This is a genomic window from Limnospira sp. PMC 1279.21 (genome assembly GCF_032349615.1).
GTDB lineage: Bacteria > Cyanobacteriota > Cyanobacteriia > Cyanobacteriales > Microcoleaceae > Limnospira > Limnospira fusiformis.
The window spans coordinates 1-24200 of the sequence record NZ_JARPLU010000072.1 but is presented as its reverse complement, the minus strand read 5'-3'; the positions used below and the strand labels follow the sequence as shown (position 1 = coordinate 24200).

At 44.1% G+C, this 24200-nt stretch carries 28 protein-coding genes; 15 read left to right on the top strand and 13 right to left on the bottom strand.

The genetic code is table 11. From position 1 onward, the window contains the following. The first annotated feature begins 94 nt into the window (after positions 1 to 94). Complete coding sequence (locus P5683_RS12630) at positions 95 to 1504, top strand: hypothetical protein (protein WP_315639984.1); 1410 nt, start codon at positions 95 to 97, stop codon at positions 1502 to 1504. Between the two features lie 7 nt (positions 1505 to 1511). On the opposite strand, the gene P5683_RS12625 is transcribed toward P5683_RS12630, so the two are convergent. Further along, positions 1512 to 1655, bottom strand: coding sequence for a hypothetical protein (locus tag P5683_RS12625; RefSeq protein WP_157234580.1), 144 nt, complete (start codon positions 1653 to 1655; stop codon positions 1512 to 1514). Positions 1656 to 1754: 99 nt separating this feature from the next. Between P5683_RS12625 and P5683_RS12620 the strand changes: the two genes are divergently transcribed. After that, positions 1755 to 2675, top strand: coding sequence for a phosphate ABC transporter substrate-binding protein (locus P5683_RS12620; protein WP_187758330.1), 921 nt, complete (start codon positions 1755 to 1757; stop codon positions 2673 to 2675). Positions 2676 to 2773: 98 nt separating this feature from the next. Here P5683_RS12620 and P5683_RS12615 read toward each other — a convergent pair whose 3' ends face one another. From P5683_RS12615 to P5683_RS12595, 5 genes are all read right to left on the bottom strand, one after another. Then, positions 2774 to 3862, bottom strand: coding sequence for a hypothetical protein (locus P5683_RS12615; RefSeq protein WP_315639982.1), 1089 nt, complete (start codon positions 3860 to 3862; stop codon positions 2774 to 2776). Positions 3863 to 3904: 42 nt separating this feature from the next. Continuing rightward, complete coding sequence (locus tag P5683_RS12610) at positions 3905 to 4891, bottom strand: hypothetical protein (protein WP_006621826.1); 987 nt, start codon at positions 4889 to 4891, stop codon at positions 3905 to 3907. Between the two features lie 55 nt (positions 4892 to 4946). Next, a complete protein-coding gene (locus P5683_RS12605; RefSeq protein ID WP_046321084.1) occupies positions 4947 to 5324 on the bottom strand; it encodes a hypothetical protein in 378 nt (125 codons plus the stop codon). A gap of 77 nt (positions 5325 to 5401) precedes the next feature. Next, positions 5402 to 6085 (bottom strand): hypothetical protein, encoded by a 684-nt coding sequence (locus P5683_RS12600; protein WP_006621829.1) that lies wholly within the window; start codon positions 6083 to 6085, stop codon positions 5402 to 5404. 39 nt (positions 6086 to 6124) lie between these two features. Then, positions 6125 to 6385 carry a hypothetical protein gene (locus P5683_RS12595; protein ID WP_006621830.1) on the bottom strand — a complete coding sequence of 87 codons (261 nt, stop codon included), beginning with the start codon at positions 6383 to 6385 and terminating at the stop codon, positions 6125 to 6127. Between the two features lie 225 nt (positions 6386 to 6610). Between P5683_RS12595 and P5683_RS12590 the strand changes: the two genes are divergently transcribed. Next, positions 6611 to 6958: a helix-turn-helix domain-containing protein gene (locus tag P5683_RS12590; protein WP_039932693.1), complete on the top strand. Its 348-nt coding sequence runs from the start codon at positions 6611 to 6613 to the stop codon at positions 6956 to 6958. Next, complete coding sequence (locus P5683_RS12585; RefSeq protein WP_006621832.1) at positions 6955 to 7644, top strand: ImmA/IrrE family metallo-endopeptidase; 690 nt, start codon at positions 6955 to 6957, stop codon at positions 7642 to 7644. The genes P5683_RS12590 and P5683_RS12585 overlap by 4 nt, the downstream gene beginning before the upstream one ends. Here P5683_RS12585 and P5683_RS12580 read toward each other — a convergent pair. From P5683_RS12580 to P5683_RS12565, 4 genes are read right to left on the bottom strand one after another with little or no spacing between them, the layout of a single operon-like run. Continuing rightward, entirely contained in the window at positions 7633 to 9222 is a 1590-nt protein-coding gene (locus tag P5683_RS12580) for a hypothetical protein (protein WP_315641871.1), read from the bottom strand. The genes P5683_RS12585 and P5683_RS12580 overlap by 12 nt on opposite strands. Before the next feature lie 25 nt (positions 9223 to 9247). After that, positions 9248 to 9424: a hypothetical protein gene (locus tag P5683_RS12575; protein WP_006621834.1), complete on the bottom strand. Its 177-nt coding sequence runs from the start codon at positions 9422 to 9424 to the stop codon at positions 9248 to 9250. 12 nt (positions 9425 to 9436) lie between these two features. Then, entirely contained in the window at positions 9437 to 9640 is a 204-nt protein-coding gene (locus P5683_RS12570) for a hypothetical protein (protein WP_006668837.1), read from the bottom strand. An 18-nt stretch (positions 9641 to 9658) separates the two neighbouring features. Continuing rightward, entirely contained in the window at positions 9659 to 10057 is a 399-nt protein-coding gene (locus P5683_RS12565) for an MAPEG family protein (RefSeq protein ID WP_006668838.1), read from the bottom strand. A gap of 268 nt (positions 10058 to 10325) precedes the next feature. On the opposite strand from P5683_RS12565, the gene P5683_RS12560 reads away from it, so the two are divergent. Both P5683_RS12560 and P5683_RS12555 read left to right on the top strand, forming a co-directional pair. Then, the gene (locus tag P5683_RS12560; RefSeq protein ID WP_228116458.1) at positions 10326 to 10643 is read left to right on the top strand and encodes a hypothetical protein; all 318 of its coding nucleotides are present in this window, start codon (positions 10326 to 10328) and stop codon (positions 10641 to 10643) included. A gap of 70 nt (positions 10644 to 10713) precedes the next feature. Further along, positions 10714 to 11217, top strand: a complete 504-nt coding sequence (locus P5683_RS12555; protein WP_008056766.1) for a GGDEF domain-containing protein — start codon at positions 10714 to 10716, stop codon at positions 11215 to 11217. Here the strand turns inward: P5683_RS12555 and P5683_RS12550 are convergent. Then, entirely contained in the window at positions 11172 to 12650 is a 1479-nt protein-coding gene (locus tag P5683_RS12550) for a PLP-dependent aminotransferase family protein (protein WP_315641872.1), read from the bottom strand. The two genes, P5683_RS12555 and P5683_RS12550, sit on opposite strands and share 46 nt — an antisense overlap. A gap of 271 nt (positions 12651 to 12921) precedes the next feature. Between P5683_RS12550 and P5683_RS12545 the strand changes: the two genes are divergently transcribed. From P5683_RS12545 to thrB, 5 genes are all read left to right on the top strand, one after another. Further along, entirely contained in the window at positions 12922 to 13209 is a 288-nt protein-coding gene (locus P5683_RS12545; protein WP_006668841.1) for a hypothetical protein, read from the top strand. A 100-nt stretch (positions 13210 to 13309) separates the two neighbouring features. After that, positions 13310 to 13477, top strand: coding sequence for a hypothetical protein (locus P5683_RS12540; protein WP_155839093.1), 168 nt, complete (start codon positions 13310 to 13312; stop codon positions 13475 to 13477). 141 nt (positions 13478 to 13618) lie between these two features. After that, a complete protein-coding gene (locus P5683_RS12535; protein ID WP_315641873.1) occupies positions 13619 to 17284 on the top strand; it encodes a hydantoinase B/oxoprolinase family protein in 3666 nt (1221 codons plus the stop codon). 386 nt (positions 17285 to 17670) lie between these two features. Further along, a complete protein-coding gene (locus P5683_RS12530) occupies positions 17671 to 17922 on the top strand; it encodes a hypothetical protein (protein ID WP_006621845.1) in 252 nt (83 codons plus the stop codon). Between the two features lie 81 nt (positions 17923 to 18003). Further along, positions 18004 to 18921, top strand: a complete 918-nt coding sequence (thrB, locus tag P5683_RS12525) for a homoserine kinase (protein WP_006621846.1) — start codon at positions 18004 to 18006, stop codon at positions 18919 to 18921. 5 nt (positions 18922 to 18926) lie between these two features. Here the strand turns inward: thrB and P5683_RS12520 are convergent, their stop codons facing one another. Further along, on the bottom strand, positions 18927 to 19265 hold the full coding sequence (locus P5683_RS12520) for a cupin domain-containing protein (RefSeq protein ID WP_006621847.1): 339 nt from the start codon (positions 19263 to 19265) through the stop codon (positions 18927 to 18929). Between the two features lie 182 nt (positions 19266 to 19447). Here P5683_RS12520 and P5683_RS12515 point away from each other — a divergent pair, with 182 nt between their 5' ends. Beyond that, positions 19448 to 20008: a thioredoxin family protein gene (locus P5683_RS12515; protein ID WP_006621848.1), complete on the top strand. Its 561-nt coding sequence runs from the start codon at positions 19448 to 19450 to the stop codon at positions 20006 to 20008. 53 nt (positions 20009 to 20061) lie between these two features. Here P5683_RS12515 and P5683_RS12510 read toward each other — a convergent pair whose 3' ends face one another. After that, positions 20062 to 20697, bottom strand: coding sequence for a VWA domain-containing protein (locus P5683_RS12510; RefSeq protein WP_006621849.1), 636 nt, complete (start codon positions 20695 to 20697; stop codon positions 20062 to 20064). Positions 20698 to 20808: 111 nt separating this feature from the next. Between P5683_RS12510 and P5683_RS12505 the strand changes: the two genes are divergently transcribed. The 3 genes from P5683_RS12505 to P5683_RS12495 all read left to right on the top strand — a co-directional run bounded on the left by P5683_RS12505 (position 20809) and on the right by P5683_RS12495 (position 23686). After that, entirely contained in the window at positions 20809 to 21279 is a 471-nt protein-coding gene (locus P5683_RS12505) for a hypothetical protein (protein WP_315669450.1), read from the top strand. Positions 21280 to 21316: 37 nt separating this feature from the next. Then, positions 21317 to 23338, top strand: a complete 2022-nt coding sequence (locus P5683_RS12500; RefSeq protein WP_315639961.1) for a WD40 repeat domain-containing serine/threonine-protein kinase — start codon at positions 21317 to 21319, stop codon at positions 23336 to 23338. Positions 23339 to 23407: 69 nt separating this feature from the next. After that, entirely contained in the window at positions 23408 to 23686 is a 279-nt protein-coding gene (locus P5683_RS12495) for a hypothetical protein (RefSeq protein WP_006621852.1), read from the top strand. The last annotated feature ends 514 nt before the right edge of the window (positions 23687 to 24200 follow it).

The following is a 24200-nucleotide window of genomic DNA, read 5'->3' as shown; positions in this document are numbered from 1 at the left end:
GCAGCTACCTGAAAGGGGGGCACGAAGCCCCCGTGCTTCAGCCGGGGGTGCTGACCTTGTTATAATTGGATGATCGAGCAGGCAATCAGGGGCTATGCAAAATCAACCTTCCATTAAACAAGCTAGGCTGGGTGATCCGGAGGCGATCGCATCCGTAATTCAACACATCCTCCCCCTTGAGGATACCACCGTTTACACCCAGCTCAAAAATGATTATCTCGAAATCACCCTAGAATCTCCAGAACTTCCTCCTCAGGATTATTCCGTTCATTTACTTAAACAAATTGTTAGTCAAATTCAGCCTCAGCATATTACCAACATTGTCGTTCAAGGTCGAGAATTAGGGCAATTTAACCCCGCATGGACTCAATCTCTTGACATCACTCAAACCCCCACTCATAAACCACCCAAGCTATCAGCATATCGCTTTCAATGGCCGCGATGGTTCCCTTATCCTAGTTCCTGGTTAAGGGCAACTTGCTTATTTTTATGGGCTTTTATTGTCTTGACTATTTTCGCGCGATGGGGGGGCTTTTGGAGTTCTTTTATCTATGACATATCAAATAATCATCACCTAGCATTGTTGATTTTAGCTATTAGCTTAATTGCAGCAATTGCCGTTTTTTCCTATAGCCATCATTTCATAACATCCGCTTTTAAAAAACCTCGCAAATTCTCCAAATATCCCGGTTCACAGAGTATTTGGGAAGGCATACTAGCTGTAATTGTCTTATTGATAGCTACATTAATCTTTCTGATAGTTGTTGTGCCTTTTTATCCTGAAAGCTGTTCCATATACAGCTCTTATTGTCATGTAAGATATTGGGAATCAGCCGAATTGGTAGTTAGTTCAGGTATGTTAGTTTCCTTTATTTCAACCCTGTATTTATATCAGGCGGAATTCTTAATCAGAAAGCACATTTCTCGCCAACAAATCTTAAAATTTGCCTCCATTGCCGCCGTTTCATGTATCATTATGATTAGCTTGCCCATAGGTTATAGGAACTTAGAATACATCAAAGTTATAGTGACCAATATTGTCGCCAATTCCCAAAGTCTAATCGCTACCACAACCCAACAAACAACAGAACCCCTAATTAATTCCGAACCCGCACCACAAGTAGAGATAGACCCACCCACGGAACCCGCACCACAAGTAGAGATAGACCCACCCACAGAACCCGCACCACAAGCAGAGATAGACCCACCCACAGAACCCGCACCAGCAGCAGAGATAGACCCACCCACAGAACCCCTAGTTAATTCAGATCCTTTTGGTGAAGCCGTCCGCAAAGCCATAGAAGCAGCCAATTTAACCCAAACTGCTCAATCAAAACAGGACTGGGAAACCATAGCGCGAAATTGGCAGCTCGCCAGCCAACTCATGCAGGAAGTCTCCTTTGATGACCCTAATTATCTAACTGCTCAAGATCGGGCTGTTCTCTATTACAATAACTACAATTACAGCCAGACCATGGCCACTCAAGCCACCAGCGAAAATTAACCTGCTTTTAACCATGATTTAAACAACCTAAGACAAAATCAGGATGGCGGTTATGTTGGGGGATTATCAGTAGTCCGGTACAATGGCGATCGCTATAACCATCGGCCGAGAGTGAACTATCCTCAGAGTCAAAGGCTGGGAAACTAGCCACTAGCAACAACCAAGACTCTGGGGAAACAACTATTTCCGAAAGTTGGAAAAGATTAGACAGTTAACCACCATTAATCATAATTAACTATTACCCAAAATCATGGCTAAACGAACTGGTACGCCTCCCGTTGTTTACATTGTCATTTTTATCATCATTGGGGGTGTAGGTTATTGGTATTTGAGCCAAAACTCCTCTCCACAACCTGATAATTTAACTACAGTCACAGTGTCCCCACCTTCCACCGTATCCCCTCCACCAACCTCTAATAATACCACCTTTAGCCTACCGACATCAGTTCCTAATGGTACAACTATCAGCATAGATGGTTCTACCGCAATGGTCGCTTTTAATCAAGGCTTAAAATCAAGTTTTGAAAGACAGTTTCCCGGAAGCATAGTTAATACCCAAGCTACCGGAACTGAGAAAGGTATACAAGCATTGATGGCCGGACAAATTGACCTGGCTGCGGTTTCTCGTCCCCTGACTTCTGAAGAGAAAAATCAAGGGTTAGTTGAGGTTCCCATTGCTACAGATCAAATTGCTGTAGTAGTGTCTATTAATAACCCTTTCCGACGGGGGTTAACCTCAGACCAAATTCAGCAGATTTTTACCGGAAAAATAACTAATTGGTCAGCAGTTGGTGGTCCTGATGCAACTATCCGAGTTATTAACCGACCTCCCATTAGTGGAACTCATCAAATGTTCCAAGAAATTGCTCTCCAAGGTCAGAATTTTGGCACTACATCTAATATCACTACTCTTCCCCGTGACGAAACTACTGGAATGCTAAGACAGCTTAATAATGATGGTATTGGTTATGCTACTTACTCTCAGGTGGTAAATCAGCAAACTGTGCGGGTGGTCGCTATTGATGGGGTGACACCAGAAGCTACTAACTATCCCTATCAGCGACCATTATCTTATGTTTACAAAAATCCAGCAAGTCCACCAGTCCAGGCATTTTTGGGTTATGTAACTTCCAGTCAGGGAACACAAACTATATCTGATATTCAACAATAGATAATCAAACTGCCTTGATTAATTCATAATTCATAATTATATCTGCCTACAGTAATTAGGGCGGGTTGATTCATGTTAGTTAACCCGCCCCTATGGGACTATTTACCCTTTTGTTGATTTTTCGCCTGTTCTAAGGCGATTTCTTTCATGGCTTGGAATGAATTAGAATTAGAGGAACCTTCGATCGCTTTCACCGCTAAATCTTGAACTTGTTTTAGGGCGGAGTCTAGTTGTTTGGAGATGCTTTGAATGCGATTTTCTTGATTGCTAATGGTTTCGCTGAGGGATTTAACTCGCAGTTCGTAGAACTGTTTTTGCCCTTCCACTTCTTTACCCCATAAATCCGCCTTGATTTTAGCTTGATAATTGCCGATATTCCGCCCCATTTCCTTACCTTTTTTAATGGCATCTTCTAGGTTTTTCTCAAATTCTGCCACCTTAGTTTTAACTTCTAAGTGTTCTTGTTCCCGTTGAGCGATCGCTGTTTCTCTTTCTAACCATTCTTGCTGCTTTTGCTGTTGCAATTCCTCAAGCTGTTGGTAGAGTTCCGCCTGATTTTGTTGATATTGTTCTTCGTCTAAGTCTCGCTCAAGCTGGAGGTTATATTGATAACTTTCCTGGTCGCGTTCCCGGTTTTTAGTCTCCGTCTGATTGCGTTCTTTAACTAACTGTTGATGTTCTTCTTTTTCCTTCTTCCAGGTGGCTTGTTGTCCTTGCCATTCCTGTTCTAAAGTCTCCTGGCGATCGCTTAATTCCTCCTCAAATTCTTTAAAACTCTGATGATACTGATCAATTAAAACATCTAAAGTATCATCACTTATTGACTCAATATTATGCAGTTCTAGCAAATGCTGTTCCGCCTCTGCTACCCCATTTCGTAATTCTTGCAGTCGGGTAGCTTCTGAGGTTAACTGGTCTGATAATTCACTAATTACCCCCCCAAAACTTGACTGAAGTATAGTTAAGTTATCTAGGGTAGATTGCAATTTTGACTTATTAAACTTAGGAGGTTGTGCGGGTGGTGTAACCGTCTTCACGGGTGTAGTTGCTGGGGGTGTAGGCGGCGGTGGTGGCGCGGCGGCGGGGGATTTACTAATCTCTGCTTTCAGAGCTTCCTGTTCTTTTTGCAGTTCATGATAGGCTGCTAAAATTTCGGCTTTTGTGTTGCGATCGCTAATTTTTGCCATGATAATTAATCTCCGCTTTATCCTAGTTTAGTTTCTCATCAATTATTGATTGTTACGATTCCCAGAAAACGCTCTCATTGCCAAATCTTGAGCCTGTTTCATGGTTTCCTGTAACTGTGCCGACAAATTCGTGATTTGTTCATTTTGTCGCTCAATAGTTGCTTCTAAAGATGCCACTTGCAATTCATATCCCTGTTGATTAGATTCCCATTCCTTAGCCAACAGATCCGCCTTCACTTTTGCCTCGCGAGTAGCTTCTTGAATCGCCTCTTCTTTGGCTTTATTTAAAGCCTGTTTTAACTCTTCCTTAAAGGTCGCCACCCGTTGGCGATCGCTCTCAAATTTAGCCTGTTCCGCATTCAACACTTTTTCCCTTTCCCGCCAATTTTTCTCATGTTCTTTAGTCGTTTCTTCAATTTGACGTTCTAAGCGACGTTTCGCTTCCTCATATTGATCAGTTTCAATTTGTCGCTGTCGCTGTAAATTATAGCTATAATCTTCCGCTTCCTGCTGACGATGTTTCGCCGTATTTTCTTGATATTCAGCCGCAGCAGTCTCAAAGTCCTCTTGTTCTTTTTCCCATAACTTCCGTTCCCTAGCTATCTCTTTTTCCAGGCTTTCTTGGCGTTGGCTGGCTTGTGTCTCTAGCCGGTTCATCTTTTCTTGATGTTCTTGCGTTACCAGATGCAAAACATCAGCCACCATCCGAATTTTCTGGAGTTCTTCCAGTTGCTGAGATTGAATACTAATGCCGCGTTTAATAGCATCTAATTTCGCAGATTCGGTTTCCAGTTTTTCCGAGAGTTCCGTGATTACACCACTAAAATCTAGCTGTAAATCTGCTAATCCTTTCACCAGGCTATCAACCGTATAAGTCGCCGCCTGTTCCAGAACCTGTTTCCGTTTCTCCCGTTCGGCTTGTTCTTCTTTCGTGGCTACCTTGGAAACTATATTTTGGCGATCGCTAATAATTTTAGAGAACGCCGCCATAATTTGAGACTGGGTTTCTAAAGATGCTAATTTGCTCATTATTTCACCTCAAATGCTAATTTTAGAGTCAGAAAATACCCCAAAAATGGCTAACTTAACTCTCTTGGGTATCGACAAATCTCCGGATTTTAGCGATACTTATATCTGAGTTGTTTTGATGCTCACTTCTAGCGGGTTTATCCGGGTTTAAAGTTGCTAAAATGGCGCGACAATTGGGGCAGCGATTACCTTCCCAGCAATAGCAACCATCCATTAATCCGATTAGCAAAGACTTCAAACGTTGATTTTCTTCGAGAACAGCCTGATAGTTTGTCTGAATTGATTTTACCACAAAACTAATATGTTGCAAATCATCAGATAGACTGGAGATATCTTCTAGGGTATGATTTCGGAGGCGATCGCTTAAACTCAAGTTTTCCAGCAGTTGACGTTCCCACAAATCCTTTCGCGTTAACCGGACTACATTTTTCATCAGATACCCTCTAAATTTCAACTGGCTAACCCTCCCCTCGGTAAGAGGAGAGTTAAGCTATCCATCCGATTCAATCCCTAAGACACTGCTACCGGAACTTGTTGATCATTAACCGGAGGTAACATCATCTCATTGTCGCGATCTGAGGGAGAATGAGCCGCCATTAAACAAGCCACTTCATGGGGTGACAAATTATCCAAACAGATCATTTGTCGGGTTCCTTCCAAATCAATCATACGGGACAGGTTAGCCGGATCAGCTAAAACCGCCGCCGCCTGTTCTAAAATCGACCAATCACTACGTTCTACCCAAGACCACTTTAAACTATAGTAATTAATCGGTTTTACCACTCCATTTTCATCCGGTTTCTGACCAGAATGGCGGACAAATTCCGGCACAAAAATCCCCATAGCAGGTTCTACACCTTGGCTTTGTACAGAAGCCACCAACCGGTTAAAATCACTGAGAGAGCGACTTTTAATATAAGTGACCAATACAACACCTTGGGGGAGTTCTCCCGATTCAGCTACAAACCAAATTTGTCCCCATAATGTGTTGTTAGTTTGCCCTAAACTGCCAAAAAATTTGCTAAATTTGATAATCGTCATCGAGCATTTAGAGCCATATTCTTCATCTCCAATCATCCATTTTCCCGATTGGCAATTATTACGGACAGCGATCGGCATTTCCGGCACTAGCATCGCTTCTTTGTGCTTACTTCCAAATACAGAAATTGTGGGTTTTTCGTTAGTTTTATTCATGGTTTCTACAACTCGTGAAAATGTGGACAAAATCAGCGTTTAGCGAATCACAGAAACTGTTTTTTCTGGTTCGGGATAAGTAGATAATGGTTGGGGTTGTGCTTTCAAAATCTTTAAGGCGGCGATCAGTTTCTCTAAAGTCTCCGTGTGAGCGGCAGTAAAATGAATGCTAAATCCTGTACCGTCGCGCGTATAACCCGGACAGACTAGGGACGCTGAACCTAGTTCCTCATGGGTGGCAATATAGAGCCAGTCGTGATCATTTAGTTGGTAATGGGTATCAGTCCAAGTCCTGAGCATGGGATCTGTCCTCCGGTTCGCCATTTCACCCAACATCTGGAAGCCTTAGACTCTACATCTATGGCATGATGTGGTTTTATTGACAGTTGAGCGCTATCAGTAGAGCCTTGGCAGTTGATGCTTTGTTCAACTACATCTATACTAACAAGTGTTGATGGTTTCGTCAAGTTATCAGTTGAAATTTTGTTCAAGGTGTCTTATAATAGAGACCAGGAGGACAATGCCGTGGACGAAACACAAACTTTTGGTAAATTGATCCGTCAGGCTCGCAAGGATAGGGGCTACTCCCAGCGAGAACTGGCGGGGTTGCTTGGTGTGGACTTTACCTATCTATCAAAGCTAGAGAACGATCGCGCTGATTATGCTCCCAAAGAGGAGGTAATCCGGGGTTTAGCGCGAAATTTGGGCATAGATGAGGAGGAGTTAATCTTTTTGGCGGGACGCATTCCCCACCATTACGAGAATTTCCTCAAACAGAATAACCGGGAGATCACAGCGCTATTTCGACGACTTCAGGAAAACCCTAATTTTGCTAAACAGGTATTTGATGCAGCTTCGGGGAAAGATCAGTGAGTATTCTCAAACCCTATCGCTTTTATGCGAAAGAATCTATTGAACGTCGCGCTGATCAGATTCTTCAGCGCATGGCGGCTACCCCTAATTTTGCTCCTCAGTGGCCTTTTGAGTCGAGTTTGGTGGCGGACTTTTTAGATTTGGGGGTAGTATGGGATTACATACCAGCGGACGAACAAGGGCCGATCGCCGCCCGCATTATTCCCGCCGCTAGACAAATTGAGATTAACGAAGAGATTTTAGAAAAACCCCAAGGGTTTATCGAGTCTACGATCGCCCATGAAATCGGACACTGGGTCCTTCATATTAATCAGGATGAGGTGGACGGGGTAGCTCGACAGTTAGAATTGAATCTGGGAAATTACGGTTGGTCATCCTCAACAGCCCAGGAACCATTTGTCTGTCGCAGTGGTGCGGTTTCCTCTCAAATTGCTTCCATTGAATGGCAGGCTCAATATTTTGCCAGTTGTCTGCTGATGCCTCGTCATATTTTGGAGGAAAAGCGATCGGGTCGCGATCTCAGTAAGTGGTCTCATCTCTACAGTATTAGGGATGAGTTGGGGGTGAGTATTTCTAATCTGACTAACCGCCTACAAGATTTGGGTTGGATTACTATTCCCAAAGGTCAGCGCCAAATTTATCTGGGAGAAGCTGATTTAAACAAGCAACAACGGTTATTCGGTTAGGCTGGGGATTTTCAACATCACCCCAGCAATCAACCAGTAATAAACGGCAACGGGGTCGGTATCGAGAGGATACCAGTAGGGGTTGTAACCGATAATGATAATAAAAATCCAGAAGACAATACCATCATTTCTCAGATGAGAATTGCGGACTTGATGATAAGATTTGAAACCTTCGATCATCAGGGTGGTTACCAATATTAAAAAGGCGATCGCTCCTATGATGCCTAATTCGTAGATGAGTTTAGAATAATAGGTTTCTAGTAGCCGTGTGCTACCTAGACTGCGGGTGGCATTAGTCCCTCGTCCGAGTCCATTACCTAATAAGCCTCCGCTATTTCTGAGAGTCCACTGAGTTTGATCTATGACAAATTCGGGAGGGGGGGATGCTATCCAGCGTCCGGTAAAACTTTCAATTCGTCCCTCGGCTAGATTGGGAAATATGACGAGGGTAGTTAACAAAAATAGTCCGATGGCTAAAAAGCTAATTAATAATCGCTTCCAACGGGATATATGACTGGTGGCAACCATTAATAATATCAGCACCACAGGTACGGCCAAAAAAGCGGTTCTCTGACCTGAGATGACGGCATTTATCATGATTAAGAATAGGGAAAATCCGCCAGTTATCTGCCAAGTGATTTTCGGGTCATTGAGGGCAGTTAGAAAAGCAAAAAAGGCACTGGAAATTAAAAACCATGTCCAATGCCATGGGGAGACAAAGGTTCCGGGAAGTCGGATAAAATTGGCTTCTGGTAGGTAGCCCAAAGAACCCCCAACTAGACACTTGCGCTGTAGGTTGGCTGTTAGTAAAAGATGGGGTTCTAAGCCGCTATTGTCTGGACAAACGCCTGTGATGACTAACCAAAATTGAGCGATACCTAGCAGACAACATACTATGGCTAAAACTACCTGTAAACGATTGAGGAAATAGACATCTTGACTTTTACGGATCAGGTAATATCCACAGGTGATTAGGGGGATATATCCGATTAAGATGGCTAATCCGAAAATCCCCATAACTATGGGAATTCCCCTAGGGTCATCACTAAAATGTTGCCCTCCATTGACGATAATTAGGTTAATTAAAGCAATCCCTACAAAGATTAATAGCGGGATTTTGAGATGTTTATTAATCAGAATTGCTTTGTTTTCACGAATTAAGACAACCAGCATTCCTAAAAGGGCGGGAATGTAAAATAATATATTTTTTAGTAAGTGAAAAATAGGTCGATCATCCCCTACCCAATAGGCGATCGTCCCCGCCAAAGGTAAATAAATCAGTAAACCCCATAATCCTTGGCGGGGATATCGGTAGGATAAAGCCGCACAGAAAATGGTGATAATTACATAAATAATCGCGATCGCCCCTAGGTCATTTCCAAACATGACCATAGCGACAATTAATGATAAAACACTCACCCAACCCAGATAGGGAACTAAGCCTGATGTGTGATTAAATAAAGATTCGGAGTCGGTGACTGTAGGTATCTCGTTTTCTTCCTCTGTGAAAGCGGAGGAATGAGGGGGAGATTCATTTTGATACTGTAATGATGAAGGATGATTGTTGGGTTCTGACATGGATGCACTTTACCCTTACTAATTGTCACCCTGATTCAAATTCGATCGCCCAAATTTGACAAATTCGTTGCTGCTTTTGGGACGGTAGTTGATGGTAGACACTAAGTATCTCTTGGTGGGTGAAATCAACAATTAGGGCAGATATTTGGTTAGGATTTTTAGTCCTGACCAAGGCAGATTTTAATTGTTCGAGATCAGCCATTCGTTAATTAAGTTATTCAGATGGGGAATTGGGGGACTCCGAGGGTAGCGGTAAACTGGTTAAGTCCGTTGGCGGGTTGACTGTCCGATCGCCCTCGGAATTGGGACGCGGGTTCATATCCTCGGATTCTAGGGTTTCGGTAAATTCGGTTAATTGTTGAAAGAGGCGATCGCTGATCCTAAACATGATCGGATCTTCTGGCTGATTCTCTGCCATGTCCTTGACTCCACGAATTTAGATCAGTTGTTTAACCAAGGGGATGATAATTCCGATTAGAGACCCCCCCAATAGGGAAAATAAGCATAAGATACTGACCCCAAAGCCAATCATCCGCTTTTCCGCCGCCTGATAGTATCCCCACGCATAGAGAATGCGCCCAACTATCCATACTGCCCCCAAACCCGCAGCCACTAAGGGACTGACAAACTCAGAAAACAGCCACAACGCTGGAAGGAACATAATTAACTGTTCTAGGGTATTTTGCTGTACCCGCAAAACTCTTTCAAAGTTGGGATCGCCTGTCATGTCAGGAGGCATAACCTTATATTTCATTCTAGCTCTACCTACGTTGATGGTGACAACCAGGTATAGGATAAGCGCAGATGCAGTGATTAGGCTTGGCCAAGGTGACATAGATTGATTGCCTCGTGAGTATCTACCACAATATTAACCTGCTTCGCCATTTTGGGTGGGAATTTCTCCGTATCTACCCTCAGACAGGTTTTTAGCCCATTGTGATCACAGTCACATAAATTTGGTCAAATGATCACAATCATTCAAACTAGCCGATCACGAGACTTTTTCAGGATTATCACGGTATCGGCGGATAGTCGTCACGGCAATCTTACGGCAGATCGTCAATAATCGATATTGTTGAAACCGAGAGATAGGTAAGTTAACCGTGATTCTGAACCCACAACTATTAAATCTTATTTCCATCGAAAAGTCAAGATATTTCCAGGAAATTAATCTGAAGTCCAAGCTGGAAGTCATCTTCACTAAAATGGTCAGCAAGTTGGGTTTAAATAATCACCAAAACTTGCATCATGAACATCCCCATTTTTCGAGGAACTATCAAGATAATACTACCATGAATATTGACATCCTAAATCGCCCAATAGTTCAGGACATTTTAGTTGATAGTAATACCATGGAGAATATTGATCAATATCCCATTAACATCCTCCACAATATTGCTCTAGCGGAAACTGTATCGTAAGATTTACTATCAAAATATCAGGATTCGGCAGCTACAGCAAGAAAACAGAAAGCTGAAAGAACTAGCTTTTTTGGATGATTTAACGCAATTAGCAAATCGACGTAAGTTCTATCTTTATATGGAACATACTTTACCAAGCCAAAAAGGACAACCCATCTCTTTAATTCTCTTAGACATAGATTTTTTCAAGCCCTACAATGATAATTATGGTCACTTAGCGGGAGATTTATGTCTGCCAAGAATTGCCAAAGCTATTCAAGAAGCTATCACGGCTTCTCATAAGCAAAAGCCCTACTTAGCCGCCCGCTACGGTGGTGAAGAGTTTGCGATTATCCTACCGGGTCTTAAATTAAAAGAAGCCCTGAATGTAGCGAACCAAATTCGCCTGAAGGTTTTGGCTAAAAATATCCCCCACTGTGGGTCTGAGATTGGTTCATGTATTACCCTTAGCGCGGGAGTTGCCAGTCAAATTATTGGGGATGATTTATCACCAGAAGACCTGATATTAAGTGCAGATAGGGGATTGGATCAAGCGAAAAATAGCGGGCGTAACCGAGTTTTATCAGAGTCTTGATTGGCAATTAATTCTCCTAAAGTTTTCATAGCCATCTCAATTTTGGGAGACCAAAGTAAACCACAATTTAAGCGAAAGCAGTTTTGATAGTTTCCTGATGCAGAAAACATGGTTCCAGGAGCAATGCTAATTTGGCGTTTGTAGGCATCCTGGTAAAGTGCGATCGCATCAAAATGGGGTGGAAGTTCTACCCATAAGACGTGACCTCCTGTGGGGCGCGTTACTTTAGTTTCTGGGGGAAAATAATCACAAATTGCCTGAGTCATTCGTAAAACCTGTTCCCCATAAGCCCGTCGTAGGTGTCGGAGATGGCGGTCATAACCTCCATTGGCTAAAAAGGCAGCGATCGCTAATTGATTAGCTGCCGCTGTGACAATGTTAGTAAACAATTTGAGTTGTTCGACGGTGTTTTGATAACGACCAGCGACCACCCAACCTACCCGCAAACCGGGAGAAATGGTTTTACTACAAGAAGAGCAATATAAAACCAAACCCTTTTTATCAAACGCTTTAATCGCCTTCGGACGCATCTCATCAAAACCTAAATCTCCATAAACGTCATCTTCCACCAAAGGAATATCGTAGCGTTCCAGAATTTCCACTAAGGCTTTTTTCTTGCTATCTTCCATACAGCTTCCCAGGGGATTACTAAAATTGGAAACGATCGCACAAGCAGCCACCTGACCTTGACTCAGGGCGTTTTCCAAATCTGGTAATGATAAGCCGGATCGCGGGTGGGTGGGAAGTTCCAAGGCTTTTAGGTGTAGAGATTGCAAAATTTCTAACAATCCATAATAGGATGGGGACTCGATCGCCACTGTGTCCCCCGGTTTTGTGATCGCGCGTAGAGATAAATACATCCCCTCTGTCGTCCCATTCACAATCAAAATTTGGTCTGGGGTGAGGGAACAACCCGCATCCATTAATCTCCTGGCTACTTCATCGCGTAAAGGTTCCAACCCTGGTAGCGCGTTATAGGAGTGACAGACTTCTGGGTTTTGACGCATTACCTGTCCCATCAGTCGATTTAATGCGGCGAGGGGGAATAGTTCCGGGTCAGGGACGGCGGCACCGAGTTTAATCATTCCTGGTTCCCGTAGGACTTTATTGATCTTAAAAGCTATTGAGGTATCTACGTTACAGGCTAGTCCCGGAGGGGCTGAGGAGGTGGGTTCTGCGGGTGGAAGTGACAGAATATGGCGAACATAGTACCCCGACTGAGGACGCGCGACAATTAGCCCTCTGTCTTCGAGGAGGCGATAGGCTTCTAATACTGTAGTGATGCTAACACTCATCTGTTGGTGCATTTTGCGGACTGAGGGAATGCGCGAGCCTGGTTTCAGGGTCCCTTCTTTAATGAGGGACTGAATGCGGTTGGCTACCTGTTCATACAAATTCACTCCGGGAGACTTTTCCACGGGTCTGGCTTTCATGGTCATACCTCCAAATCCCTTACAAGGATACAGTTGCTGATTTTCTTACCATAACAGTTGCCAAAAATTAAACTGTTATGGCTACAATTCATCATAACTGCATCTGTTATTTTTGGCTGAGGTAGGTCATACTTTTTATAGAGTGATCGAAATTTACTTATTTTGGCGATCGCTTATTTATGTGAACCGCGATAAATAAGGGAGTTTAAAGTTAGCATCTCCTCTACTTTATGGTTTGTTACAACTGAATATTCATGGAGGAATTGTGGCGATGAAATCAACGGAACGAACTGCTTGTAGTACCATGCCATTGACGGGTAATGCTTTGGTGAATTATTCCGGCATTTACCCCACAAAAGGTATTGTTAATTGGTGGCAAAAAATACCTAGTTTATTGTATAATTTTCTGCTGGGTGGCGGGGATATCAGAATCTCTGAAAGTTATGATCAAGATGGTGATTTAGTCTGGGATGTTTATGACCCTTTCACTCGGCGCAATCAACGTTTTTATACGGAACAAGATGTCAGAATTTGGTTAGAATCCCGCTATTCTAAATAATCCGGGGTTTATTTGTCAACCCAATATCTGAGGGATATCTATTGAGTCTGTCAGTAGGTTAGACCCTACTTATACCCAATTTTTGATTCAGGGGGTTTTTATGGTGAAACAACAGAATTGGCAAAATCATCGGTTATTATCCCGATCGCATCTTTGGGGCGATCGTCTCATCAAACTGATACACAATACCATCGAATTTAGTCTCTTTTATGGTGAATATATAGTCATACCTCCCGACCAAAGACTAAAGCAACTGTCTCATAAATAAGACCAGATCACCTAACCCCCTAACCACCCTCTCCCAGAAGGTGAGAAGGTGGTGGGGGCTGATTTCTGTATTGATTGAGAATGGCTATATAGAATGGGACTAGAGTAACTGTCAACAATTCACATGATTGGGGATTATTCAATGGCTGAAAACTTAGTAAATAAATATCAATTTTGGGTAGATAGAGGCGGTACATTTACAGATATTGTCGCGCGCAAACCAGACGGTAGTTTAGTGACCCATAAACTCCTATCAGAAAATCCTCAACGTTATCAGGATGCTGTGGTAGCTGGTATCAAAGAAATTTTAGGAATTGGTTTGCATGAACCCATCCCAGAAAATTGTATTTCTGAGGTAAAAATGGGAACCACAGTAGCAACCAATGCACTCCTGGAACGCCAAGGCGATCGCACTGTGTTAATCATCACCAAAGGCTTTAAAGATGCTCTCCGCATTGGCTATCAAAATCGCCCCGATATTTTTGCCCAAGAAATCATTTTACCATCCCTGCTATATGAAAGGGTAATCGAAGCAGAAGAACGCTACAGCGCCCAAGGGGAAGAACTGCAACCTCTCCAATTAGAACCCTTAAAAATCGCCCTAAAAAAGGCTTATCAAGACGGAATTCGCAGTTGTGCGATCGCCCTAATGCACAGCTACCGCTACCCCAAACACGAACAAAAAATCGCCGAAATCGCCGCCGAAATTGGCTTTACCCAAATTTCCGCATCCCACCAAATTAGCCCCCTCATGAAGCTAATCAGCCGGGGAGATACCACCGTAGTGGATGCTTACCTCTCACCCATTTTAAGGCGTTATATTGATAAAGTTGCCCAGGAATTATATGGCAACCAGCCCCCAAAAGATGCAGTATCTAGCCCGCCGCAAAACCTGCCTAAATTAATGTTTATGCAGTCCAATGGTGCTTTAACTAACGCCCAAAACTTCCAAGGAAAAGACAGCATTTTATCAGGACCTGCTGGCGGCATTGTCGGCGCAGTGAAAACCAGTAAACAGGCAGGTTTTGACAAAATTATCACCTTTGATATGGGTGGAACATCCACAGATGTCGCGCATTATAATGGCGAATATGAAAGACAATTTGAGACCGAAATTGCGGGAGTCAGAATGCGAACGCCTATCCTTTCTATTCATACTGTAGCAGCCGGGGGAGGTTCAATTTTATGCTTTGACGGTTTCCGCTATCGTGTCGGTCCAGAGTCTGCGGGTGCTGATCCAGGTCCCGCTTGCTATGGTGGTGGGGGACCTTTAACAGTTACTGACTGTAACGTAATGTTAGGCAAAATTAGACCCGAATTTTTCCCCCAAGTATTCGGACCCCAAGCCAATTCACCCCTTGACCCAGAAGTAGTTAAAGCCAAATTTAACCAGTTAGCCGCAGATATTACTCAAGCCACCGGAGACCCTCGCCAACCGGAAGAAGTGGCGGCGGGTTTTATTGCGATCGCCGTAGAAAATATGGCTAATGCGATTAAGAAAATATCCCTACAGCGGGGTTATGACGTATCCGAATATACCCTCTGTTGCTTTGGCGGCGCAGGAGGTCAACACGCCTGTGCGATCGCAGATACATTAGGCATTACACGGGTGTTTATTCATCCCTACGCTGGCGTTTTATCTGCCTATGGCATGGCCCTAGCAGATGTAGGTAACATCCGCGAGAAAGCCATAGAAGCCACGCTAAACGAACATTTATTAGCAGATATCACCCCAGTTTTAGCCGATTTAGAAACCGAAATGCGATCGGAACTTGACCCCCACAATTCCCCCAACGACATAGTTTTTTATCGCGCTAATTTAAAATATCAGGGGACTGACTCCACCCTAACCGTCCCATTTTCCCCCCAAGTCGAACCCATGAAAGCCGCCTTTGAAACCGAACACCGCACCCGTTATGGTTTTGTCAAAGCCGACAAAAAATTAATAGTTGAATCTGTATCCGTCGAAGTAGTCCGCCAGATGGAAAATCCCCCGGAAACCATATTATCTCGTCGAAATGATCAACCCCCATCTCCTATTGCTACCGTCCCTATGTTTGCTAATCATAAATGGCAACAAACCCCCGTATTTCCCAGAGAGATTTTACAGCCAGGAGATGAAGTAATCGGACCTGCGATTATTCTTGAAGCCACCGGAACTAATATTATAGAACCAGGTTGGTCTGCCCAATTAACCGAACGCAATCACTTAGTTTTAGCCAAAATTTCCCAGCCCCAAACCTCCCCCATTGACACCAATACCTTGACCAATAAACCAGATCCCGTGCGTCTGGAAATTTTTAAAAACCTGTTTCAGTTTATCGCGGAACAGATGGGAATTACCCTACAAAATACGGCATCATCAGTTAACATTAAAGAACGCCTAGATTTTTCCTGTGCAATTTTTGATGAATTGGGGGAACTCGTAGCTAACGCTCCCCATATTCCTGTACATTTAGGCTCTATGGGAGAAAGTGTCCGCAGCCTAATTAAAGCCAAAGCCGAAACTCTCAAGCCGGGGGATGTTTATATGCTAAATAATCCCTATGATGGCGGGACTCACTTACCTGATATTACCGTCATTACTCCAGTGTTTGATACCGCCGGATTAAACATTTTATTTTATGTGGCATCTCGCGGTCATCATGCTGACCTGGGAGGGATAACACCCGGTTCTATGCCGCCCCATAGTCAAACAGTATTGGAAGAAGGGATTTTAATCGATAATTTCCAGTTGGTTGATAGTGGCAAATTCCGAGAAGCAGAATTGCTGAAATTATTAACTCATCATCCCTACCCGGCGCGGAACCCGGAGACTAATATTGCTGACCTACAAGCACAAATTGCCGCTAACGAAAAAGGGGTGACGGAATTACAGAAAATGGTCGCACAATATGGGTTAGCCACAGTCCAGGCTTATATGAAATTTGTCCAGGATAATGCTGAGGAGTGCGTGAGAAAGGCTATTTATGTTCTGCGGGATGGTCAGTTTATTTATCCTCTGGATAATGGGGGAGTTATTCAAGTCGCGATTAGCATTAATCGCCAAAACCGCAGCGCTAAAATAGATTTCACCGGAACTTCTCGACAATTGGAAAGTAATTTTAATGCGCCCCAGGCGGTTTGTAAAGCGGCGGTTTTGTATGTATTTCGGACTTTGGTGGCTGATAGTATTCCCCTCAATGCTGGATGTCTAAAACCTTTGGAAATTGTCATCCCTCAAGGCTGTATGCTTAACCCCAAATTTCCGGCGGCTGTAGTAGCGGGAAATGTCGAAACTTCTCAGGCTGTGGTTGATGCTTTATATGGCGCTTTGGGGGTTATGGCGGCTTCCCAGGGAACTATGAATAATTTGACCTTTGGAAGCGATCGCTATCAGTATTATGAAACCATCTGCGGCGGATCTGGCGCAGGTCCAAATTTTCACGGGACCGACGCGGTACATACTCACATGACTAATTCTCGCCTAACTGATCCAGAAGTGTTAGAATGGCGTTATCCAGTTCTGATCGATGCTTTTGCTATTCGCCCCCACAGCGGCGGCGGCGGAAACTATCGCGGTGGTAATGGTATTATCCGCCAAATTCGATTTTTGGAGGAAATGACTGCCACTATCCTATCGGGACATCGCATCATTCCACCTTTTGGTATGGCTGGGGGTGAACCGGGTATGGTGGGGCGTAATTCCATTACTCGCCAAAATGGGACTGTTGAAGATCTCGGTAGTACGGCGATCGCCCTTATGGGTATAGGGGATGTGTTGACCATCCAAACTCCCGGCGGCGGGGGATATGGTGCGCCACAATAACCTATAATAGGCTAGAAACCTCTTTGACCATGGGGAGTTTGTCTAAACCCATAGACATATTGACTCCCCTTTTGGTATCGCCTAACATATAATACATAATGCTATATGATCTTCAGCTAAGTTGACCCGGATTTAGTTAATCATTTAATCGGATTGAGTCAGTATAAATACTGGTCAAAAATATAATCCTTTCCCTTGTATAACCCGCCTGAAATACTATAATCACCACGGTCAGACTTAAACCCAGATACCCCCTAAGTGTCAGTCCTTGATTTTCATTAATGATATTACTAGCACCTAAAAATGTAGCCAGAATAGCATTTTTTTTGAGGGAGTTAGTAGTAGCTTTCCCCCAGGATACCAACTAACATATTCAGCCTAAATATATGAACGAAAAAGACGAATTTCTTTACCCCAAAACCCGTTATCGTGGAGAATTTAGCCCCCAAAATATGATGTTTAACTCTAACCTCCAAGAGTTTGCACATAAGGTGAACTATATCTGTGGGTTAGAAACCAATGGTAAACTGAGTTCCGAAGTGGCTTACCAAAGAATCAAACAACTCTGGAAAGAATTAAAAGAGTCCAAAAAGAATCTTAATATTGGCGAAAATTCAGCCAACCAAGACCCAGAATAACTAGCCATGGTCTGCATAACTACAAGCCAGGGATAAAATCCCTAATTTTCCCACAAAATTAGCCCATATTCATCATTTTCAATGTCTCACCCAATTACCGTTACCGTCCCCGCCACCACCGCCAATATTGGACCAGGGTTTGATTGTATTGGTGCAGCCCTCAGCCTATATAATACCCTAGAATTTTCGCCTTTAACAGATACAGAAAAACCCCACCAAATTACCGCCGAAGGACTAGAAAGCGATCGCGTAGCCACAGACGATCGCAACTTAGTTTATCAAGCCTTTCTCAAATTCTACCATCACATCAATCAAACTCCCCCTCCCGTCAAAATTCACATCAAACTAGGAGTCCCCCTCGCCAGAGGTTTAGGAAGTTCAGCCACAGCAATTGTCGGGGGTTTAGTGGGTGCAAATACCCTAGCCGGAAACCCCCTAACTCCAACAGAAATTATGGAAATGGCGATCGCCATAGAAGGACACCCCGACAACGTAGTTCCCGCCCTGTTGGGGGGCTGTCAGTTATCAGTAGCCGACCATAACCACCGCTGGCAGATCTGCGAAATTCCTTGGCATCAAGATATAGTCCCCGTCGTCGCTATTCCCGACTTTGAACTATCCACCGCCGAAGCCCGCAGCGTCCTCCCCTCCCATTATACCCGCGCCGATGCCATTTTCAACACCGCCCACCTAGGTTTATTAGTCCGAGGCTTAGAAACCGGACAGGGAGACTGGTTGCGCGTGGCTATGGCTGACAAAATCCATCAGCCCTACCGCCAATCTCTGATTCAGGGTTATGATACCGTCAGACAAGCCGCCTTAGATGCAGGCGCTTACGAATTAGCCATTAGCGGGGCAGGACCGACCCTTCTAGCCCTCACAGACCCCCCCCACACCCACTTATGTGTATCTGCTATGAGGGAGGCTTGGAGGGGCTATAACATCGGGGTAGATGTGCGATCGCTTGCAATTGATACCCAAGGCGCTAAAGTCACTTAATTTCCCTACTCATTACCAGCCGAAAGAGTCAGTAAAAATGCCAGATTTTCCTCAGTTTTCAGGGCGTGGGGTGCGTTGGCTTTCATAAATACAAACACTCCCGCCTCTAAGGTAATCTCTTTCCCCTCCAGAATTAAAATTCCGCGACCTGCCAAAACGTTAACCGTCGCGTTTTTGGTAGCTGTATGTTCCGAAATTTCCGTGCCAGCCCCCAAACAAAATAGGGTATATTGACAGTGAGCATCTTTCAGCAAAACCCGGCTAACAATTCCCCCCTCCGCATATTGGATATAATCATCCAACTTAATAGCCGTTGAAGTATTTAGGGATATGATATCGCTCATAATAGCTCTCTCCATTTTATGGGTGGCTATTTGAGATCATATCACATTCCCTTCATGTCAACTTACCCCCCACCCCCAAACATCCTAGTTATCAGCCATGGCGTTACCTAACCTGAGTCGAGAATGATCCGCTATAATGATAACAGATGTTATCCAATAGTAGAAATTAGGAATCTTGAATCATGGCTTTAACAGCATCAACCATGTTAAGTTTGGGGACGCGCGCCCCAGATTTTCAACTCCCAGACGTGACCTCTGGGGAAATGATATCCGTCGATACATTTAAGGATAAAAAAGCCTTGCTAGTCATGTTTATATGTTGTCACTGTCCCTTCGTTAAACATATTCAAGATGAACTAGCCCAATTAGGACGTGATTATCAACCCCTAGGAATAGGAATAGTTGCCATTAGCGCCAACTCCATCAAAACCCATCCCCAAGACGGACCCGAACACCTGAAAAACCAAGCGGAAACAGTAGGTTTTTCCTTCCCTTACTGCTACGATGAAACCCAAGAAGTAGCCCAAGCCTATACAGCAGCCTGTACCCCCGATTTCTTCTTGTTTAATAGCGATCGCCAATTAGTCTATCGCGGTCAATTAGATGACAGTCGCCCCGGGAATAACTTACCCGTCACCGGGGCAGATTTGCGGGCGGCTTTAGATGCCATTATCGCCGACAAACCCATCAACAGCGACCAAAAACCCAGTATTGGTTGCAATATCAAATGGCATCCGCAATAACATCAATCAAGGCAACCCCAATGGTTGCCTATTTCCAGGAAATCCCCTCAAATCTAATCAGTAATTGCCCGCAATAGAACATCCGTCAAACTAATCTCTTCCATATCTTCCAAACTCACTGTATCACAAATATTGTAACGAGCGCCCGCCGCCGTTAACTCATCATCAAGCACCTTAAAAAACGCCGTAGCCTCTTCACTAGAGCCCACCCTAATCATTTCCACAGCCAACTCTTCCTCATGGGTTAATTGATTGGAAGCATTAATCAAGATGCGTTTAACCTCCAATAACGTATTAATAATCTCCCCACCCGTCACCACAAAAATAGTTTCACCATTAGGCTGTGATTGTTCCGTCGCCCGTCTAGCAAAATAACTATCAGTGGCATCTTTGAGAACCGAGGCTAAATCAGCTTTTCCGGCTGGTTTATGATTCTCAAAAACCTCTCCCACATGGTCAGAAGTAATGCGATCGTAGCGCTTAAACTCTTCAGCAAATAAATATAAAGTAATCCCATCCGGGTCAAAATGTTCGCAATAGGTTGCCAACTCTAAAATCGATTGTCGCATTAACTCCCAGCGAGACTGCCCCTTTTTATTGCCAGCCATTGCCATACTCTCGCTGACATCCACAATTAAGGTATAATCCCGTTTTTCCAGGACTGCACCCCCCTCTAATAGTACATCCATACATCAAACCCCCACAATTGTACTTAATTTAATACTGTATCATTTCCTTCCCATAATTATTAAGCTATAATATTTCCAAGCGTCATCATCTAGTTTTTGCGAGTCCTAGTTATGAAACCTAAGCCCCAGGATTCTGCCAACCAAGACCAGCCAGACCGACCCATCTACCTACAACCTCCCCGGGTCATCTTCGCCCTACTGATAGGCGTGTTAGCCCTAGTCGCCTTTGTGGTTTTAGTCAAAACCGACTCTGCTACTCCAGACCCCATTATGGTAGAAAACCCTGAAGCCGTGATGATCATGGATGAAACCTCCCAAAATTTAGCCGATCTCCCCCCGGAAATTACCACCAAATTGCGCCAAGATGTCATCGATCGCACTGGAAGTTCCCCAGATGAAATCGAAATCCTCGCCGCCGAAAGACAGACTTGGCCAAATACCTGTTTAGGACTCGCCCAGCCAGACGAATTATGTGGTCAAATGTTAGTAGATGGCTGGCGGGTCCGAGTGTCTGATGGTCAGCGCCATTGGCTTTACCGCACCAATCATAATGGTCAAACCTTCCGCTTAGAAACAGAATAAAAACCCCAACCTAGTCCCCTGGTAATTATTTTCTACCATGAGTTATTGCCTCAATCCCCAATGTTCTCATCCCCAAAATCCAGATGATGCTAAATTCTGCCTCACCTGTGGTGCCAAACTGTTTCTACGGGAGAGATACCAGGCTATTAAACCTATTGGTCATGGCGGATTTGGGAAAACATTTTTGGCAGTTGATCACGATAAACCCTCCCATCCCCCCTGCGTCATTAAGCAATTTTTTCCCCAAACCCAAGGGGTAGAAACTACTCGCAAAGCTGCGGAATTATTCCACCAAGAAGCCCAACGTCTCGATGAACTAGGAAAACATCCCCACATCCCAGATTTGCTGGCACATTTTCAACAGGACAATAATCAATACTTAGTCCAAGAATATATTAACGGCCCCAATTTAGAAGACTTAGTAATTAGCCAGGGAACTTTTAACGAAACTCAAATAATTCAACTACTTGATGAACTCTTGCCAGTTTTAGAATTTATACATCAAAATAAAGTCATTCATAGGGATATTAAACCCGCCAATATTATTCAATCTCAAACATTAGTAAATAGCTCGACATCGGGTAAGTTGGTATTAGTGGACTTTGGGGCGGCGAAAGTAGTACAAAGCACCAACTTATCAGGACCAGGAACTATTATCGGCAGTCCTGAATATGTGGCTCCAGAACAAACTAGGGGTCAAGCCATATATGCTAGTGATATTTATAGTTTGGGGGTGACTTGCTTATATTTACTCACCCAAATCTCGCCCTTTGACCTCTATGATATTCACCAAGATAAATGGGTTTGGCGAGATTATTTACAGGAAAATACGGTTAGTAATAAACTGGGCTTAGTTTTAGATAGAATGGTGGCTTCCCTACCTTCCCAGCGCTATAATTCCCCGCTGAATGTACTGAGGGCACTGCATCCTAGTGGACTACCCCCGACGATTCTGCACAACATTAATATTAATAACTTTGATAATACGGCACTCCCTAGCCCGGCTGCATCGGTGAGAGTACCGCGGCCACCACTGCCCCCACCGCCACCACGGACAGCTAGAACCAGTCAGCAAATCACCCCACCACCGACGGCTAGAACTTCTCAGCCACCCACCCCACCAAAACCTAGCCGTGTTCAACCTCAACGGTCATCACCTAGCTGGAAACTGCTACATACGCTGACAGGACACCGTAATCAAGTCACCTGTGTAGCTTTCTCTCCTGATCAGGAAATACTGGCCAGCAGTAGCCAAGATCTGACTATAGAAATTTGGAGACTGAAAAATGGGAAACGTTGGTACACGCTAACTGGTCATGAAAATTGGGTAACATCGATCGCCTTTTCCCCGAAGGAAGACATTTTAGCTAGTGGTAGTCGTGATCAGACTGTGGAAATTTGGGATCTCAAAAAAGGTAAACGCTGGTATACCCTCATTGGTCATCAAGATGCTGTGGAACAGGTGGCCTTTTCCCCCCAGGGAGATATTCTAGCCAGCGCCTCCCGGGACAAAACCATACAAATTTGGGATCTCAAAAAAGGGAAGCCTTCCTACACTCTCTATGGTCATAGCGATCGCATTTATGGACTCGCCTTTTCCCCAGATGGTCAGACCCTAGCCAGCGCCTCTAGGGATAAAACTGTCCGCCTGTGGAACCTACAGCAAAGACAAGAATTAGGAAGCCTACCCCGTTGGTCTGACTGGGTGAGAACCGTTGCTTTTAGTCCTAACGGTCAAATGTTAGCCGGAGGATGTCGGGATGGTTCCATCGGTCTATGGCATCAACAAGACCAGACCTGGAAGCTATGGCGTACCCTGCGGGCTGATGATGCCGATATATTTGCGATCGCCTTTAAACCCGATAGTACAGAGTTAATTACTGGCAACAGTAAAGGCCAAATCGACATTTGGCAACTGGGCGACGGCACATTATTAGAAACCATCGCCGCCCATTCAGCAGACGTATTATCCCTAGCATTTAGTCTTGACGGCAAAACCATAGCTAGTGGCGGATCTGACCGACTCGTGAAGATTTGGTATCACGCCGCCCAAACTTGATATTGATTAGAAAATATAATACAATTGTTAAATAAAAATTAAGTTTTGTCACCTAGGTAACAAAAATCAATGCACAAGGATTATTATGGGCTACTGATATCAACTCTCAGTTTCCGTCACCGTTGGAAGTGGCAGATCATCCTGCCCTACGGTGACCATCTAACTTCCAATAACGACTACTCCACTCCAGAAGAGGCACTGCTTGGGGGCAAGTCCTGGATTGATAAGGAAACAGCATTTAATGCCCTAAATAGCTGTCTAGCACAGTTTTACAGTTCAGGGTTGATTAATCCTCCTGAATATCAGAACTTGATGGATTCATTGCGGGGTATTACCCAAAGGTGCTAAGGGCCTTGCCAGTTTCCTGATGCAGTTTTTATAGTTAATTGTTAATTGATGCTCCCACTACAATATAATTCAAGAACTACTCAGGTAGTGTGGGCATCTAGTTTGGGCTGATATTATGATCAACTTTCATAGTTTTCTGCTAGATTGAAATCATGGGTGCGAGACGTTCGGGCATGAAATAGGGTTGCAATACCTGAAATAACCGCTCGGTGGGGATTTCAACCCCTTGGTTGAATATAAGGAGCGCACTCCTGACCATCCCTATAACTGTTTATATGTCCCAACGTTTGGTATAGAAATATACAAAACAAGGCAGGGAACTCAAGGTCAAAACGCCAAACCGGAAATCTTAATGATTCCTTAACAATTGCGTTGAGAGTAACGGCGATAGCCACCCCCAGTTTTGGGAATCATAACCCCAGGATTGAAGCGGGGAACGGAAGGCGTGAAGTAGAACCCACTACCAGATGCGACCACTGCCAACCATCCATGATTAGGGAAACCGAATGTCCGG

What these genes read in the sequence shown, in the direction of transcription:
- P5683_RS12630 (WP_315639984.1), top strand. Translation starts at nt 95, where the DNA reads ATGCAAAATCAACCTTCCATTAAACAAGCTAGGCTGGGTGATCCGGAG.
- P5683_RS12620 (WP_187758330.1), top strand. Translation starts at nt 1,755, where the DNA reads ATGGCTAAACGAACTGGTACGCCTCCCGTTGTTTACATTGTCATTTTT.
- P5683_RS12615 (WP_315639982.1), bottom strand. Translation starts at nt 3,862, where the DNA reads ATGGCAAAAATTAGCGATCGCAACACAAAAGCCGAAATTTTAGCAGCC.
- P5683_RS12610 (WP_006621826.1), bottom strand. Translation starts at nt 4,891, where the DNA reads ATGAGCAAATTAGCATCTTTAGAAACCCAGTCTCAAATTATGGCGGCG.
- P5683_RS12605 (WP_046321084.1), bottom strand. Translation starts at nt 5,324, where the DNA reads ATGAAAAATGTAGTCCGGTTAACGCGAAAGGATTTGTGGGAACGTCAA.
- P5683_RS12600 (WP_006621829.1), bottom strand. Translation starts at nt 6,085, where the DNA reads ATGAATAAAACTAACGAAAAACCCACAATTTCTGTATTTGGAAGTAAG.
- P5683_RS12595 (WP_006621830.1), bottom strand. Translation starts at nt 6,385, where the DNA reads ATGCTCAGGACTTGGACTGATACCCATTACCAACTAAATGATCACGAC.
- P5683_RS12580 (WP_315641871.1), bottom strand. Translation starts at nt 9,222, where the DNA reads ATGTCAGAACCCAACAATCATCCTTCATCATTACAGTATCAAAATGAA.
- P5683_RS12575 (WP_006621834.1), bottom strand. Translation starts at nt 9,424, where the DNA reads ATGGCTGATCTCGAACAATTAAAATCTGCCTTGGTCAGGACTAAAAAT.
- P5683_RS12570 (WP_006668837.1), bottom strand. Translation starts at nt 9,640, where the DNA reads ATGGCAGAGAATCAGCCAGAAGATCCGATCATGTTTAGGATCAGCGAT.
- P5683_RS12565 (WP_006668838.1), bottom strand. Translation starts at nt 10,057, where the DNA reads ATGTCACCTTGGCCAAGCCTAATCACTGCATCTGCGCTTATCCTATAC.
- P5683_RS12550 (WP_315641872.1), bottom strand. Translation starts at nt 12,650, where the DNA reads ATGAAAGCCAGACCCGTGGAAAAGTCTCCCGGAGTGAATTTGTATGAA.
- P5683_RS12545 (WP_006668841.1), top strand. Translation starts at nt 12,922, where the DNA reads ATGAAATCAACGGAACGAACTGCTTGTAGTACCATGCCATTGACGGGT.
- P5683_RS12540 (WP_155839093.1), top strand. Translation starts at nt 13,310, where the DNA reads ATGGTGAAACAACAGAATTGGCAAAATCATCGGTTATTATCCCGATCG.
- P5683_RS12535 (WP_315641873.1), top strand. Translation starts at nt 13,619, where the DNA reads ATGGCTGAAAACTTAGTAAATAAATATCAATTTTGGGTAGATAGAGGC.
- P5683_RS12530 (WP_006621845.1), top strand. Translation starts at nt 17,671, where the DNA reads ATGAACGAAAAAGACGAATTTCTTTACCCCAAAACCCGTTATCGTGGA.
- thrB (WP_006621846.1), top strand. Translation starts at nt 18,004, where the DNA reads ATGTCTCACCCAATTACCGTTACCGTCCCCGCCACCACCGCCAATATT.
- P5683_RS12520 (WP_006621847.1), bottom strand. Translation starts at nt 19,265, where the DNA reads ATGAGCGATATCATATCCCTAAATACTTCAACGGCTATTAAGTTGGAT.
- P5683_RS12515 (WP_006621848.1), top strand. Translation starts at nt 19,448, where the DNA reads ATGGCTTTAACAGCATCAACCATGTTAAGTTTGGGGACGCGCGCCCCA.
- P5683_RS12510 (WP_006621849.1), bottom strand. Translation starts at nt 20,697, where the DNA reads ATGGATGTACTATTAGAGGGGGGTGCAGTCCTGGAAAAACGGGATTAT.
- P5683_RS12505 (WP_315669450.1), top strand. Translation starts at nt 20,809, where the DNA reads ATGAAACCTAAGCCCCAGGATTCTGCCAACCAAGACCAGCCAGACCGA.
- P5683_RS12500 (WP_315639961.1), top strand. Translation starts at nt 21,317, where the DNA reads ATGAGTTATTGCCTCAATCCCCAATGTTCTCATCCCCAAAATCCAGAT.
- P5683_RS12495 (WP_006621852.1), top strand. Translation starts at nt 23,408, where the DNA reads ATGCACAAGGATTATTATGGGCTACTGATATCAACTCTCAGTTTCCGT.